General features: G+C 48.9%; 6 protein-coding genes. 1 reads left to right on the top strand and 5 read right to left on the bottom strand.

Annotated elements, in window-relative coordinates; all coding sequences use genetic code 11:
- Nucleotides 1–110: 110 nt before the first annotated feature.
- Entirely contained in the window at nucleotides 111–8,741 is an 8,631-nt protein-coding gene (locus tag ACJ751_RS21605) for a beta strand repeat-containing protein (RefSeq protein ID WP_407747601.1), read from the top strand.
- 94 nt (nucleotides 8,742–8,835) lie between these two features.
- Here ACJ751_RS21605 and ACJ751_RS21600 read toward each other — a convergent pair whose 3' ends face one another.
- The 5 genes from ACJ751_RS21600 to ACJ751_RS21580 form a co-directional block, all read right to left on the bottom strand.
- Nucleotides 8,836–9,207, bottom strand: coding sequence for a DUF4870 domain-containing protein (locus ACJ751_RS21600; RefSeq protein WP_407747600.1), 372 nt, complete (start codon nucleotides 9,205–9,207; stop codon nucleotides 8,836–8,838).
- A gap of 143 nt (nucleotides 9,208–9,350) precedes the next feature.
- Nucleotides 9,351–10,673 (bottom strand): RagB/SusD family nutrient uptake outer membrane protein, encoded by a 1,323-nt coding sequence (locus ACJ751_RS21595; RefSeq protein ID WP_407747599.1) that lies wholly within the window; start codon nucleotides 10,671–10,673, stop codon nucleotides 9,351–9,353.
- 23 nt (nucleotides 10,674–10,696) lie between these two features.
- Nucleotides 10,697–13,648, bottom strand: a complete 2,952-nt coding sequence (locus ACJ751_RS21590; protein ID WP_407747598.1) for a SusC/RagA family TonB-linked outer membrane protein — start codon at nucleotides 13,646–13,648, stop codon at nucleotides 10,697–10,699.
- Between the two features lie 479 nt (nucleotides 13,649–14,127).
- On the bottom strand, nucleotides 14,128–15,501 hold the full coding sequence (locus ACJ751_RS21585) for an AMP-binding protein (RefSeq protein ID WP_407747597.1): 1,374 nt from the start codon (nucleotides 15,499–15,501) through the stop codon (nucleotides 14,128–14,130).
- A 24-nt stretch (nucleotides 15,502–15,525) separates the two neighbouring features.
- On the bottom strand, nucleotides 15,526–15,714 hold a 189-nt coding region (locus tag ACJ751_RS21580), incomplete at its 5' end, for an acyl carrier protein (protein ID WP_407747596.1).

The following is a 15,714-nucleotide window of genomic DNA, read 5'->3' as shown; positions in this document are numbered from 1 at the left end:
GGGCGACCCCTTATTTAAACAGTTTAAAGTTTAAAGTTAAAAGTTTAAAGCAGTAAGTGCTGCAGGCAAAGCAGCAAGCAAATCCTAAACACCATTCACAATACTGTATTATGAGAAAATTATTGGGTATCGTGTTGTCGTTGTTATCCTGTGCTGGTATTGCCCAAACAGTAACACCCGTTCCTGTTACTGGTTTCAATGCCGATGTAATTGCCAATGGCCCAACCTTTACGGGTGCTGTTACCGATGATGTAGACGGCGGCAAATATTATTTTCTTAACCAGAGTTTTACCGCATTTGGCGCACCCACCAATTATCTGCCCACTTCAGGGCTCATCAATAGTGCGGCCTCCAGCCTGGTAACCTTTCAACTGGCAGATGCATCGGTTAACAACTCACTTCGGTTGCCCACTACGCTTACTACCGGCACCCTGACATTGACCACCCCACAAACAGCTGGTGTAGTGTACTTCCTGGCCACCTCAGGCGGTTCCGCTACGGTTATGTCGGTTACGTTAAATTTTGCTGATGGTACAACGCAAACCAACCCCAGCGTTACGGTGTCCGACTGGTTCGGGGGTACCGGTTTTGCGATCCAGGGTATTGGCCGGGTGAATGGAAATGCGCCGGCCGGCCTCGATAATAGTGGAGGTACTACCAACCCCCGTTTATACCAGGTAGCCATGGCTGTGAATGGTCCCAATTATACGAAGAAGATCAATTCAATAACGATCAGCCGGCCTGCCACGGGCGGAATTCTGCATGTGATGGCGGTGAGTATCATGAATGCCTGTGTGGCGCCCGCTAATCAGCCCACTGCATTGGTACTGAATGCTATTTCTACCAGCCAGATCAACGGTTCTTTTACTGCATCTCCTGCTGCTGATGCCTACATTGTTGTGCGTTATCCTGCCGGCGCTACACCGGTTGCACCAGTGAATGGCACTACCTATCCGGTGGGTAGCTCTCTTGGAACAGGTTTAGTGGTGCAAGCCACTACGGCCACTTCGTTCAGTGCCAGTGGGCTTATCGGTGGCGCTGGTTATGATTTTTATGTGTATGCTTATAACAATACCAATTGCATTGGTCCGGTTTATAATACAACAACTCCGTTAACAGGGACGCGGGCAACCAATACCTGTAGCGGTCCCAGCGGAGTAATTCCCGTTGGCCCTAATGAAACCTATAAAACATTAACTGCAGCCCTGGCTGCTTTGTCTGGTGGGGTGAGTGGTCCCGTGACGCTTGAACTGCAAAGCAACTATACCAGTGCTACAGAAACTTTCCCGATCGTAATAGCTTCCAATGCCTGTTTCAGCGCTGCCAATACGTTGACCATCCGGCCGGCTGCCGGCGCCAACGGACTGGTGATTGCCAGTTCGGGTTTTGGCGCTACGATCGATCTCAACGGCGCTAAATATGTAACCATCGATGGGCGTCCGGGTGGAACCGGTTCAGCCATCCCGGTTACTGCTGCCGGCAATTTGAACAATACTAATTTGAATATCATCAACACCAATAATACCGGTGCTGCTATTGCACTCGAAAATGGTGCTTTCAATAATACTATCAAATATTGCGACCTGCAGGGGCAGAATACCAATGATGCCAGTCAGCCCAATACGCTGTCGGGCGTGGTGTATTTTAGTAATACCGGGGCGAATGGTAACGATAATAATACCCTCGATCATTGTAACATCCATTCAACCGGTACTAGTGCTACAAAACCCTCCATCGGCGTTTATTCACTGGGGTATGACAATTCCAGTGCGGTGGCTGCCTATGCCGCTCAGTTCAACGACAACAACGCGGTGCTGGGTTGTAATATGTACGATTATTTTTCAACCGGTAATTCGGTGGGTCTGGAATTGAATTTGGGTAACAGCGGCTGGACGATCGCCGCCAACCACTTCTTTCAAACAGAAACTATTACGGTGTCTGGTTCTACCAGTGCCTTTAACCGCGCCATCTGGGTGGCGCCCTACCGCGCTGCTTCAGCGGGAGAGATAGGCAATGGGTTTATTATCATAGGTAATTTTATCGGTGGCAGTGCGCCCAATTGCGGCGGTACGCCCTATACGTTTGCGAATGGTTCGGCCGGTTTCTTTGAAGCCATCCGGCTCGAAGTGGCCGATGCCGCAACACCACTCGCAGCCTCCTCTATACAGGGCAATACGATCACGAATATCAATCTGACTACTTCTACTACCAATGATGCCATGCATGCCATTGCGGTGCTGACTGGCAAAGGCAATGTAGAGATAGGAAATAATACGGGTAATAGTATTGGTGCGGCAACCGGTAGCAATGGTAGTAGCGATGGCGGTATCACCATCAATGCAACGGGCGCGGTACCCAGTCATATGATCTTCTTTGGCGGTACGTACAACACCATTGTAAAGAACAATACCATCGGCAACGTGCTGCTGACCGCCGTGGGGAGTTCGTTCTCCGGCATTTACGCCAACAGCGCCATAACCGGGAATTTCAGTAATAATACCATTACCAATATTACCGCTTCCAATACCGGTATTACCACCGGCCGGTTTATAAACGGTATTCATATTCCGTCCGGAAGCCCGGTGCTGACCATTGCCAACAATATCATTCAAAACCTCACCTGTAATTATGCCACCACGGGAACAGCTGCCTCTCAGGTGATCGGTATCAATATCGCTTCTACTACTGCTGTTATGAGCGGAGGTATAACCGGTAATACCATTCGCAACCTGGTGAATGCTACCCAAAGTACGGGTACCACCACCAGCAGCGCTATTATTGGTATTAATATGAACAGCTCCAATGCGGCAGGCTGTGCGGTGAGTGGCAATACCATTCATTCGCTGGTATTGTCGGGTACGGCAACCAATGCGGCGGTCAATGCGATCGGGTTGTATTACAGTGGTACTACTTCCGTGACCAATGCTGTTTCAAAAAACTTCATTTATAGTTTTGATGCGACGGCTGTAAACATTGGCGCCGTGTTTACCGGTATCCAGGTGAACGGCGGTTCTTCGGTGTACAGCAATAATATGATCCGGCTGGGGGTTAAACCAGATGGCACGCCGCTTACCACGGGGCTGGTCATAAATGGTATGGTGGGCAATACTACTTCTGCCAATAGTTTCTTTCATAACAGTGTATATATTGGCGGCAGTGGCGTAGGGATGAGCACAAACAATACGTATGCGTTTAGCAGGCTGTCTACTTCCGGTACCTGCGATCTCCGCAATAACATATTTGCGAATGTCCGGTCCAATGCCAACGGCGGCGGTAAACATTTCAGCATCAACTTTGGCGGTGCTACTACCGGCGCTACCGTTAATTACAACGTGTACCAGTTTAATGGCTCCGGCGGACGGTTTGCCAACAGCGGCGCGGTGGAGATCCCCACCTATATGAATGGGGGCACGCCAACAACCGGCTGGCTCGCGGGCGATGTGAACAGTATAACGGGCGATCCGAATTTTATCAATCCAACAGGAAATCTATCAGCAGTCAATCTGCATATTAATACTACGGGCATTTCTGTGGCGGAGGGAACCGGTACGGCTATCGCGTCAATAACCGATGATTACGACAATGATACCCGCAGCGGGTTAACGCCGGTTGATATCGGGGCAGATGCCGGCAATTTTGTAGCGGCCGCTGCTACCTGTAACACCCCCAATGCGCCCACCGGGCTGGTGTTGACGGCGGTTTCCGCAACAGAGATCGATGGTAGCTTTACTGCTTCTGCAGGCGGCGCCAATGGTTATATGATCGTACGCTATCTGGCTGGCGCCACGCCGGTGGCGCCGGTTAATGGCGTGATCTATTCTGTTGGCAGCTCATTGGGAACAGGTACAGTGGTAGCCACCGGTTCTACCCAGAACTTTGCGAATACCAACCTGCTGGCCAGCACTGCGTACGATTATTATGTATACGCCTACAACAATGCCTGTATCAGCGCCATCAAATATAGTACAGCGGTATCCGGTTCAAAAAGCACGGCCGGTTGTACAGGCCCCAGCGGGTTAATCACGGTTGGACAAACAGGCACCTTCCAAACACTTACCGCTGCACTGGCTTCTTTAAGCGGCGGTATCAGCGGCCCGGTGATTGTAGAATTAAAAGGCGATTATACAAGTGCTAATGAAACATTCCCGATCACTATTGGTTCCAATGCCTGTTTTAGTCCTGTCAATACGGTGTTGATCCGACCGGCAGCCAATGCCAGCGGACTGGTGATCACCAGCTCTATACCCGGGCCCACCATTGATCTTACTGGTGGTACCTATGTTACTATCGATGGAAGACCTGGTGGAACAGGAGCAGCCATAGCCGTAACAACAGCAGGCAATTTGAACACGATCAATCTGAACATTATAAACACCAGTGCGCTGGGTGCTGCCATTCGCTTCGATAACGGCGCCTTCCACAATACAGTAAAATATTGCGATCTGCAGGGAATGAATGCGGTACCTGCCGCTACCACCAGCGCCGGAGGCGGCGTGGTTTTCTTTGGCAGCAACGGCGCTAATGGTAACGACAACAATACGATCGATCATTGTAATATTCACTCCAGCGGTACCGGCCCTTCCATACCATCGATAGGCGTGTATGCGTTGGGAGCCAACAATACCGGCGTGAATGCCAACTTTAACGACAACGATACGGTTTCCAATTGTAATATTTACGATTACTTCCTGGTGAATGGTAACTCTGCCGGGGTAATGCTGAACAACGGGGTGAACAGTTGGGTTGTTTTCGGCAACCATTTCTTCCAAACCAGCGCCCGTATTTATTCGGCGGCTGCGTTTAACCGGGGTATCTGGATCATCCCTAACCGCAACACAGGCAGTGTAGGTAATGGTTTTGTTGTTACCAATAACGCTATCGGTGGTGCTGCTCCCGCATGTACCGGCACGCCTTATACGTTGTCGGGTCTGGGTAATTCATTCGATGGTATCAGACTGGAGATTGCAGATGGTACTTCGGCGAATCCAAGCTCGGTACAGGGAAATACCATTACGAACATAGCTATAACCAGTACGGTTACCGGCGATGTATTCCATGGTATTGGGGTAACCGGTTCAAACGGTAGTGTGAACGTGGGTACGATAACAGGTAATACAGTGGGGGCTGTTACCGGCACCAATGCCATCACCATTGCCGGCGGCAATGGGGCGCATACGATCCCGTATTATATTTCCGGTAACACCAGTACTACTGCGGTAATAAACCTGAAACAAAACAACACCGGTGGTATTACCCTTTCCAATGCGGGTAATAACTTCTCCGGTATTTATGATAACACGGCGGGTGTGGTGAATATCGATGGCAACCAGATCGGTAGTGTTACAACTGCCAACAGCATCAATGCCGTGAATACCAGTACCAGCAGTATTTATGTACGCGGGATCAATATTCCCGCTGGTAATGGCGTGTTTGCGATCACCAACAATACCATTGCCAACCTTACCAATAACGCTACTTCGGCCAATGCCGGCGCCCAGGTAGCTGGTATCAATATCGGATCAGCTACTTCCACGGTATCAACGGTGGCAGGTAATACTGTCCGCAACCTGTATTCTGCTACCACGTATACGTTGGGTAGTGGTAATTCAGCGGTGTTGGGTATTTATATGGGCGCTTCTACCAGCAATCCGGTTACTGTTACCAATAATACGGTGCATAGCCTGGTTTCCGGCGCTGCTACGGCAAGTGTGTATATGGAAGGGATCTTTTTCTGGGGCGCCAATTCCGCCACCATCACCAATACGATCTCAAAAAACAAGGTGCATAGTTTTGATATCACCACTGCCAATACCAACGCCAATATCAGGGGTATAGAGATCAACCAGGGTAAGGCAGATGTATACAATAATATGGTGCGGCTGGGTATTAAACCCGATGGCACTTCTTTGACCAATGCCATTCGTATAGATGGGATCATGAAGGGCTCCGGGTTGAACAGCAGTATTTTCTATAACAGTATTTATATTGGGGGAACCGGTATAGGCACCAATGCAATGAGTTCGAATGCCTTCCGCAAGGAAACCAATACCGGAACTGATAATGTACAAAACAACATCTTTGTCAACAACCGTTCGAATGCCACAACCGGTGGTTTGCACAATGCGATATGGGTAAATGCTTTAGCAGGTATGACCTTTGACCATAATATTTATGGCTATGGTGGAACCGGCGGCAACTTTGCAGCAGCAGCTCCGGGCGGCGCTTCGTTTGCGGCTACCTATACCAGTGGCTGGAATATAGGCGGCGATCTGGCCAGTCAGGCAGCTGATCCGTTGTTTATTGATGCAACCGGCGCTGCCACAACTGTTGATCTGCATATTACCACGGCTGCAGTGTCGCCGGCCAATGGCGCTGCTGTTCCTTTTACGCTGGTAACAGACGATATAGATGGCGAGGCGAGGAATGCCACTACGCCTGATGTGGGTGCCGATGAATTCTCGCAATTGAATGGCATAGATATGCAGGCGGTTTCACTGGAAACTCCGCTGACAGGAAAAGGATGTTATGGCAAAGAAGCTGCTACCATCAAAGTAAGAAACAACAGTGCTGCTATTATTGATTTTGCGGTGAACCCTGTTACGGTAACTGTAAATGTAACGGGTGCTGCTACAGCTACTATTACAAAAATTATCAATACCGGTACGCTGGCAGCCGGCGCCACTATGAATGTGCTGCTGAATGGTACAACTGATTCGGTGAACATGAGCGTGCCGGGTACTTATATCTTTAACGCTAAAACTACAGTGACAGGTGATGCAAAGGCCTCGAACGATGCCATGTCGATGGTTACCCGTACCCGGGTAGCATTGGTGTCAGGCATCATCAACGCTTCGCAAACCAGTTATTGCTTCAATGGCGCGCCGGTGTTAACGGTTACCGGTGGCGATGGTTTCGCCGGTATTCAATGGCAGCAAAGCACCGACTCCGCTACCTATAGCAATATTACCGGCGGTATTACTTCGCCTTATACAACGGCTGCGGCTACACAAACCCTTTATTATCGCCTGGCTTCGGTATGTATCACCGATACTGTGTTTACACCTGCCATAAAAGTAGAGGTGAACAGTCCGGCGGTGACCGCCACTACACCAGCAGCGCGTTGTAATGCCGGGGTGGTAAATTTACAGGCAACGGGTTCTGCCGGTTCAACCCTGTACTGGTATCCCGATCCTGCTACAACGAGTCCGATCGGTATTGGTTCAACCTATACAACACCGTCAATTTCTGCTACCACCACTTATTATGTATCGGCTGTGGCAGGTAGTTGTACAACCCCGCGTACGGCGGTGGTGGCAACGGTGAACAGCCGGATCGCGATCACTACACAACCCGCCGGTTCCAGTGTGTGTATGGGCAGTGCGGTTAATCTGCGTGTGGCGGCGAATGGTTCAGCCTTAACTTATCAATGGCGGAAGGATGGCGTGAATATAACCAATGCCACCACCGATACATATGCTATTGCCAACGCTGTGGGCGCTGATGCGGGTGATTATGATGTGGTGATCACCAATGCCTGCGGACTGGTGATCTCTAATGTGGCTACACTGGCTGTGAAATCATCTAACAACTGGGTGGGCGCAGTAAGCAGCGACTGGAACACGGCGGCCAACTGGTGCGGTGGCGTACCCGTGGCTACTACCGATGTAAGCATTACGTCAGGCACGCCGTTTAGTCCGGTGATCAGTGGCGCCGCCCATGCGCATTCGGTTACCATTGGTACAGGCGCTACGCTTACCATAAATGGAACCGGCACCTTAAACCTCTATGGCAATTTCGCCAACACAGGAACACTGAATGCCAATACAGGTACCATTGCCTTCCGCGGTACCGCCAATCAAACCATCAATGCCTTGTCGGTTGGCAATGTGATTGTGAACGGTGCGGGTGTTACGCTCAATGGCAATCTGACCATAGGCAGTACATTAACCATGACCAATGGAAATATAACAGTTGGCTCATTCAATATCTATCTGCAAAATGCAACCACCGGCAGTGTGGCCAGCCATATCATCACCAATGGAACCGGTTCGGCAATTGTTACCAATAGCACCGGCGCCATCACCGTTCCGGTTGGACCTACTGCCACCAGTTATAACCCGGTAATGCTCAGCAATGGCCAGGGAATGACGTATACGGTGCGGGTAATGGAAGGATTGATCGCTTCGGTTATTGATAACAGCAAAGCCATTAACCGAACCTGGACGGTGACTACCACCAGGGAGCCTGCAGCGCCGGTGAACATTAGTTTGCAATACGCAGATGCAGATGCCAACGCCGCTTGTAACCCAAGCGCCAATATGGATGCGGGCGCTTACAATGGGATAACCTGGGCGCTTGTTTCACCCACAGGCGGCGTGCTGCCAACAGGTTCCTCCACTGCACGGCTGGTAGCTTTATCAACTACTCAATTGGGATCCATCGTGATCACCAACCAGGGAATGTTGAAGGCGCCGGTGTATGAATTCAGTGTGCAGTTATTACCAACGGTGGTTACAACAGGCAATGCAAAACTGCGCATTACCAGCCGGCGTACTATGACGATGACCTGGGCGGTGCTCGATGCTACCGGCGCCAAGGTCAAAAAGTTCACTACTTCGTTAAGTGCTGGCATAAACGATATCAATGTGTCGCTGGCAGGTTTAGCCAATGGCGTGTACACGCTGCGCGGAGTAGGGGATGATGGAAGAATTCAAACAATTCGATTCGTAGTAACGCATTAATAGGCCCCAAATGTGATCATGTGATGAATCCTGACGTAGTCAGGAGTAAGTATAAAGTCCCGCTGTCTAGCGGGACTTTTTTATTCCTGAACAATTACTTGATCAATCTTAACGTAAACGGATAGCGGTATAATTTGCTCTCGCTTGCTTTTACGGTGGCCACAATTACCAGCACCAGTACTAATATTCCAACTATCCACAATAAAAAGATACCAATAATGGTAAGGAATAGAATGATGAAAACGATGCCTACGGTGATCTGGAAGTTCAATGATTCCTTCGCGTGTTCTGCCACAAACTTCGATTCATCTTTCTTTATAAGATAAATGATCAGCGGTGGAAAGATCCAGAAAAAAATGGTCAGCACATGGCTGAGGAGAGCCAGGGTTCTTTCATCACTGGTGGGGGTGTAAGCAGGTACCTGGTCGGTGCCCAAAAATGAATTGGATGGGTTGCTACTTGTCATGTTAAGGTGTTTTACTGAAATTATCGAAATAAAATCAAAGGTGGGTCACTCTTTCAGAGTGGCTCACCTTTGATTCCAGGGTGAGCCGTCCGCCAGCCGGCGGACGACCTACACATCTGTCTTTTACATATTATGTTTATTCTTTAATTTTCTGTAGCCGGTCTTGGGAACTGCTGCCACACATCATCGCCTGCACGGTCGATAGGTAATGTATTTAAAAGACCATACCGGCGCATATCTATCCAGCGATGGCCTTCGCCAAACAGGGAGTACCGCCGCTGGTACAATATTTCCGTAATAAGCGCATCGTGAGTAACAGCCCCTGCGTAGGGAGGCAGGTTCGCCGCCGTACGGATTCTATTGATGGCTACAATCGCATCAGGAAAACTGTTTTGCCACACTTTCACTTCTGCATACAACAGCACCAGTTCTTCATTGCGGATAATTGGGATCGGCGCAACGTTAGTGGTGTATACAAAAAAATCATAATCGCTGTTCAGGTTATCCTGCGTGGCGGTAGTGGTGCGTTTGGGCGCTTTGCTCAATCTGGCATCACCGGGTGTTGCATCGGTTATCCAACCAGGATGGGTAACCCGTACTTCGGCAGCCGGCGTGTTTGTTGGAAAAAACACCGGGTTTAACAGGTCGCCGCCACCCGTTGAGAATAGATAATACGAACCGTCTGTAAGGCTGCCGGTGAGGCTCAGGAACGATTCTGAAAGCGCGGTATTGGCCAACGCCCAGTCCTGACGGTAAACAGCCACCCTGGCTGCCAGCGCCCGGTTGAATTTGGAGAAATCACTGGCTTTCTTACTATACAGCGTGGTGGTAAAGGGCAGGTCGGCTGTATTGCCTTTTAGATCATTGTTGGCCTCATTCAATAAATTCTGAATGGCGTCCAGCGATTCCTTCATTGAAAGAAAAGGACCCAGTTTGTCGGGGTCGTTCACATCAACCCGGATGCCGTTCTCATACTCCAGATTGAAGACCATCAGCAATTCGTAAGCCTGTACCGTTTTGGCATAAGCGATACCGGCTTTTCGCTGATCGTCGGAAATACCTGCTTTTGTATTTTGTAATGCCTGAATAAGAACATTGGTATTTTTCACTACCCGGTACCGTCCGGCAAACGGGTTGGTGGTGTAAAAAGTATTGTTATCGAGGGTGGCGCCGCCTTTGCCCAACAGGTCACCGGTTACCCGGGGGTCGCTGGCGGCAAAGCGATAATATTCCCGGCCTATCATACTCACATCATCCAGGTAGGTGCCTAAATAAATTCTCATTCCTGCTTCGGTTCCCACCACCAGGTTTTGCAATTCTCCTAATTGCGCACTTTGCGTAACACTACCTATACTAGGGTTATTGGGATCAAGAATGGGTTCCACTTTACAGCCCCACCAGCCCATAGCTATTACAAACAAACCTGTGAAGGCAATGAACTGCTTTAATTTATGTTGATATTTCATATTTGATCTTTTTGGGTTCATGATTAAAAAGTAACTGATACATTAAAATGGAAACTCTTCGATGATGGGAAGGGGGTTACTTCCACATTGCTGGAAATAGCATTGATACCAAAATTGGAAACTTCCGGATCATAACTGTTATACTTGAATGCATTGATCAGGTTCCTGCCCGAAAAACCAATTTTTACCCGGGCTATATCCTTGAACAGTTCTTTAGGGAATGTATAGCTCAACCCAATTTCCCGAACCCTGAAGTAAGAAGCATCCTCCACAAACGGGCGGGCAGTTTTACCAAAAGAAGCTATGCGGTAATCGCCATTTGACAATATTCCTTTGGGATCGAGCGACTTTTTATCGTAGTCGGCCGAAGTGCCCCCAAAATCACTCAGTAAAGAACTGAGGTTGATATTGTCGCCGTGTTGTTTCCAGTGCATCAGCACATTCAATTCAAGATTCTTCCAGGTAACGTTGTTGTTGAATGACAGGTTGAAGTCTGGTTCTGAATTGCCGAATACAGCCAGGTTGCTGACGGGATCCACTTTATCACTGGCGTCGCCAATGCCTACTATCTGTGTAGGGCTTTTGCCTTTTTCAATTCGATAGGTGCCCAGGGAAGCGCCGAATGCGCCTACGTTAAAGGCCGGCACATCCAACCTGGTTACTTTGGCGGTGTTCTTCCACCAGTTTACCTGTGCATTCCAGCGCCATTCTTTGGTGAGCACCGGAACAGCGCTCAAACTAATTTCCACACCTTTATTTTGAATAGCCGCCACATTCTTCCAGCCGGTTGAAAAACCTGTTGAAGTCGGCGTTTGTACTTTCAGGATCAGGTCTTCCACATCTTTTTTATACCAGGTAAATTCCACGCCAACGCGATTATTCAGAATGCCGGCATCCAAACCCAGTTCCAGTTCTTTTTGCCTTTCCGGTTTCAGGTTGGCGTCGCCCCTGGTAACATCCACGATGGAACCGGTGGTGCCATTGAAATTGATCGGCACCAGTGATGAATAAATAGCGCCAAAAGGAGCAAAGTTGCCCGCTTCGCCATATGCCCCGCGCACTTTCAACAGGCTTAGTGCCTTTACATCCAGCAGCGACGTCATATTAAATGCCAGCGAAAATTTGGGATAATAATATAATTTGTCTGCATTGCCATTCCGGCTCGATTTATCGCCCCTTATCCCAACGGTCCCGATCAGCATGTCTTTATAATTCACTTCTTCCTGCGCGAAAAAGCCACGGTCTTTTGAAATGACCCGGTTTTGTTCAACCTGTATCGCACCGGCCTGGTCAACGTTGGTTTGGGTGCCTATCAATTGGGTGGCCGTATTCACGATCGTATTGAGATTGTTGTTGATTGCGTTCAGGCCAGCCTGAGTGGTAAAGATCAGGCCATTATTCGGATTCAATTCATACACCGCCAGGGCAGAATAATTATCATTATGGGTCACGGTTGTTCCATAAAGCAGGGCGCCATTGGTGCCGTTGCCATTTTTTTCAAACTGCAATACTGCCGGGAAGATGTCTTTTGTATTGAGGGTGTAATAGTCAATGCCACCCAATGCAATTATCTTAAGGTCGTGCATGTTGTTTTTGAGCACTTTCCAGGTAGCCCTTCCGCCCAGTAACATCCGGTTTACGGTCTCATTATTTTTCGTGAGATCGCGCGTTTGCATCCAGTTACTGGGCGCCAGGGGATTGTTAGGGTAGTTGCCGTTGGCATCGGGATATAAACTTACCCAGGAAGGCGTTGATACATAGGCAACACCCATGGAGGTGCCGGTATTGTCGTTATTGAAGTAACCGCGGTCAGCGCTCGATTCAATATAGTTGGCGTTTACCGAGAGGTCAAGGAATTTGGTAAGGGCCTGGTCAAGGTTCACGCGGAAAGAAGTTTTGCGATAACCGGTATGTTTTATAATGCCCGCATTATCCTGGTAAGTCATGCCCGCATAATAGGAGGTTTTATCACTTCCGCCGCTAACAGCCACCCGGGTATTGCTCATGAATCCGTGCACACCAAATAATTCATCTTCATAATTATAGGTCTTGCCGCCATTGGCGTTGTAGATGGCAAGACCGTTGGCGCCGGCAATGGCCCGCACTTTTGCCGTATCCCATGAGCGCATCCCCAGCTTTCTCAACTGCATTTGCCAGCCAACGGATTGGCCTAACTCAATTTTTGGTTTCCCAGTTTTCCCTTTTTTAGTGGTTACGATCACCACACCGGTTGATGCCCTGGCCCCGTAAATGGCGGCGGTAGAGGCGCCTTTCAGAATTTCTATCCGTTCAATATCTTCCGGGTCAAGGTCGGCCACGCGGTTACTGGGGTTCTCCTGGAAATCCGTACTACCCTGATTGGCTGCCTTTGAAATAAAATTCTGTCCGCTGTTAATGGAGGAGTTGTCGTAGTAAACACCATCTACAATGAACAGGGGTTGGGAGTTACCCACCAGGGAAGTGATCCCCCGCAATTTGATGGAGATGCCGCCGCCGGGAGCGCCTGAATTGGAGGAAACGATAGCTCCGGGGAATTTGCCATAGAGGGCGGCATCAACCGTAGCCTGGGGCGTTGTGCCCACCAGTTGTTTGGCCGAAATGGTACCTACCGCATGGGCCACGTTGGCGCGTTTGGTAGAGGAGGCCAAACCGGTCACCACCACTTCTTCCAGGTGGCCTACATCTTCCTGCATAGTGATGCTAAGGTCAGCTGTAGGAGCGGTTACATTAACGGAGGTGGCTTTGAAGCCTATGTAGGAAACGTCCAGTACCCCGCCTTTGCCGGGTATGGTTAAACTGAATTTACCAGTGGCATCGGTAGAAGTGCCGGCGTTGGAATTCCTGATCTTTACAGAAGCGAACTGTATGGGATTATTTTTACTATCAACCACCGTTCCCGACACACTGATTTGCGCAAAAACCCATACCGGAGCAGATAAACAGAGTAAAAGAAGCAATCGTTTGTAGTTTTGCATGCTGGTAATTTTGATGTGAACAATAAATAAGAGGGCATGGATCAGCAGCTATCGCATACCAAATACCTGGATCATTTGCAGGGGGAATGGATTAAAGACACGAGGATATTGCGGAAGTTTCAAGGCGGATTTGCCCAATCTTGTCAAAATAAGAAGGTTGCAGTGGAAGAAGGTAGTGTTCTCATGGGAGACAATTACCCCCCGGTAATTGCTGCATAAGGAGTTAGAATGCTGAACCCCGAACGTCCGCCAGGATGAATCCATTCGGACGGGCAAAACGCTTAAAGCAAATACACTTGAAAAAGACGCATTGCATTAAGCGTTCAGATTACGCGTTTAGCTCTCGGCGTTAAATTGCTTTCAGCCAGTTGGTAATTTCCTGTAATACAATGGGTGCGATGGCTTCGGGAAGCTGCGTGTATTCGGTAGTGTGGGTGGGAGGGTATCCCAAACATCCCATTCATCCATTCCATCCCAGTTCAGACAATATTCAGCATCAAAGCCGGATAATCAATCTTCCCATTCGGTGTCAATGGCATTGTGGGTAGGAATTTTACCTGAACAACCGTGGGATGAATGTTCAGCTTTTCTTTTAAGATCTGTTTGATGGGCTCGGCTTCCAGCTGGTCATTTACGTGCGACACCAGCAGGTATTTGTCGTTAATGCCGGTGCATACCACAGTTTGACCACCAAGCGCATTCTTCAGGATCAGTTCCACTTCGTCGAGGTTGAGGCGGCTGCCGAATAATTTTATGATGCGTTTGATTCTCCCTGTTATATAATAATAGCCTTCCTCATCCTGGCGGGCCACATCGCCGGTATACAGTTTGTCTGTTTCGTTCCAGCTGCTTAAATCGGCCGGACTATTGGCATAGCCGCCAAATACATTGGGTCCATAATAGATCAGTTCACTGGTTTCCGCATCTATCTCGAACCGCCCGTTTTTAATAGGCCGGCCAATGGAAGCGGCTTTTGTCAACAGCTGATCCTGGGGCAGCCAGGCCATGCGGCCCGCTGCTTCGGTTTGTCCGTATTGCGCAATAAATTGTTTGTTGTAAGTGGTAACGTATCGCACGATCTCCTGCCGCAATGCCTGGTTAAGGATGCCGCCGGTTTGCGTCATATACCGCAGCCCGGGATGATCTTTTTTAAAAAACCCGATCCGTTGCAGCATTTCATATACATAGGGTACGCCGCCAATGGTGCTGCAATTGTATTTGGTAAAGTCGGTCCAGAAATCAGGTTGCAGAATATCTTTATTCGTACAAAGAATGGCGCCTGCGGCCATGCAATTGGTAGTGAAGATGGATAACCCAAATACAAATACAATGGGAACATTCAGCGGCACTACATCCGTTTTTTTTATGGGCATGTAATCGAGAATGGACCAGGCATTCTGTACCAGGTTGTCGTTGGAGAGTTTTACAAATTTGGGCGAACCCGTACTGCCGGAAGTGCTCAGCAATAATTTTATCCTGGAATGAATGAGGTACTCCGCCGGAACTTTTCTCTTTAGTAATTGAATGCTGTCAGAGGCGGCAACGCTGTTGTAACCAAAGGCCGCCACCCGCCCGGGATCAAAAATGTAGTAGGGGGTATACAGGGCTTCCAGGTTTTGTTTGAACGATGGATGCAATTGGGTGCTTAACAATACTACGGTGAATTGGCTGTTCAGGAAATTCAACAGCACTTCTATTGACCCGATGCCGTTATCGCTGTAAATAAAAACCAGCCCCTGCCGGTTGTCGATCGGCAGGGATTGGTGAAAGGCGCGCACCGGAACAGCGTGCCCGGTTTGTGCATCGATGAAAAACAGGTCCTTGTTTTGTTGGATGTGTTCGTATAATGACATGGCATTAATGTTAATGGTAAAGGATCAGGAAACCTGTTCTACATGGTATTTCTTAAGCAACTCTTTTATTTTGGCAACGCTGCCCATGGTCAACACATCTTCCATTTCGATGGTGATGCCATAGGCGGCTTCCAGTTCTGTTACCAGCACCAGGTGCGATACGGAATCCCATTCGGGAATGCTTTGGTATTCCAGTTCGTCGGTAATGTCGTT

It is taken from the genome of Niastella sp., assembly GCF_045805085.1.
In the GTDB taxonomy this organism is placed as follows: Bacteria; Bacteroidota; Bacteroidia; order Chitinophagales; family Chitinophagaceae; genus Niastella.
Note: the sequence above shows the minus strand (reverse complement) of the source record. Positions and strands in the feature narration are given on the sequence as shown.

Excerpts from the sequence above, each read along its gene's own strand:
- ACJ751_RS21605 (WP_407747601.1), top strand. The coding sequence starts at position 111 with ATGAGAAAATTATTGGGTATCGTGTTGTCGTTGTTATCCTGTGCTGGT.
- ACJ751_RS21600 (WP_407747600.1), bottom strand. The coding sequence starts at position 9,207 with ATGACAAGTAGCAACCCATCCAATTCATTTTTGGGCACCGACCAGGTA.
- ACJ751_RS21595 (WP_407747599.1), bottom strand. The coding sequence starts at position 10,673 with ATGAAATATCAACATAAATTAAAGCAGTTCATTGCCTTCACAGGTTTG.
- ACJ751_RS21590 (WP_407747598.1), bottom strand. The coding sequence starts at position 13,648 with ATGCAAAACTACAAACGATTGCTTCTTTTACTCTGTTTATCTGCTCCG.
- ACJ751_RS21585 (WP_407747597.1), bottom strand. The coding sequence starts at position 15,501 with ATGTCATTATACGAACACATCCAACAAAACAAGGACCTGTTTTTCATC.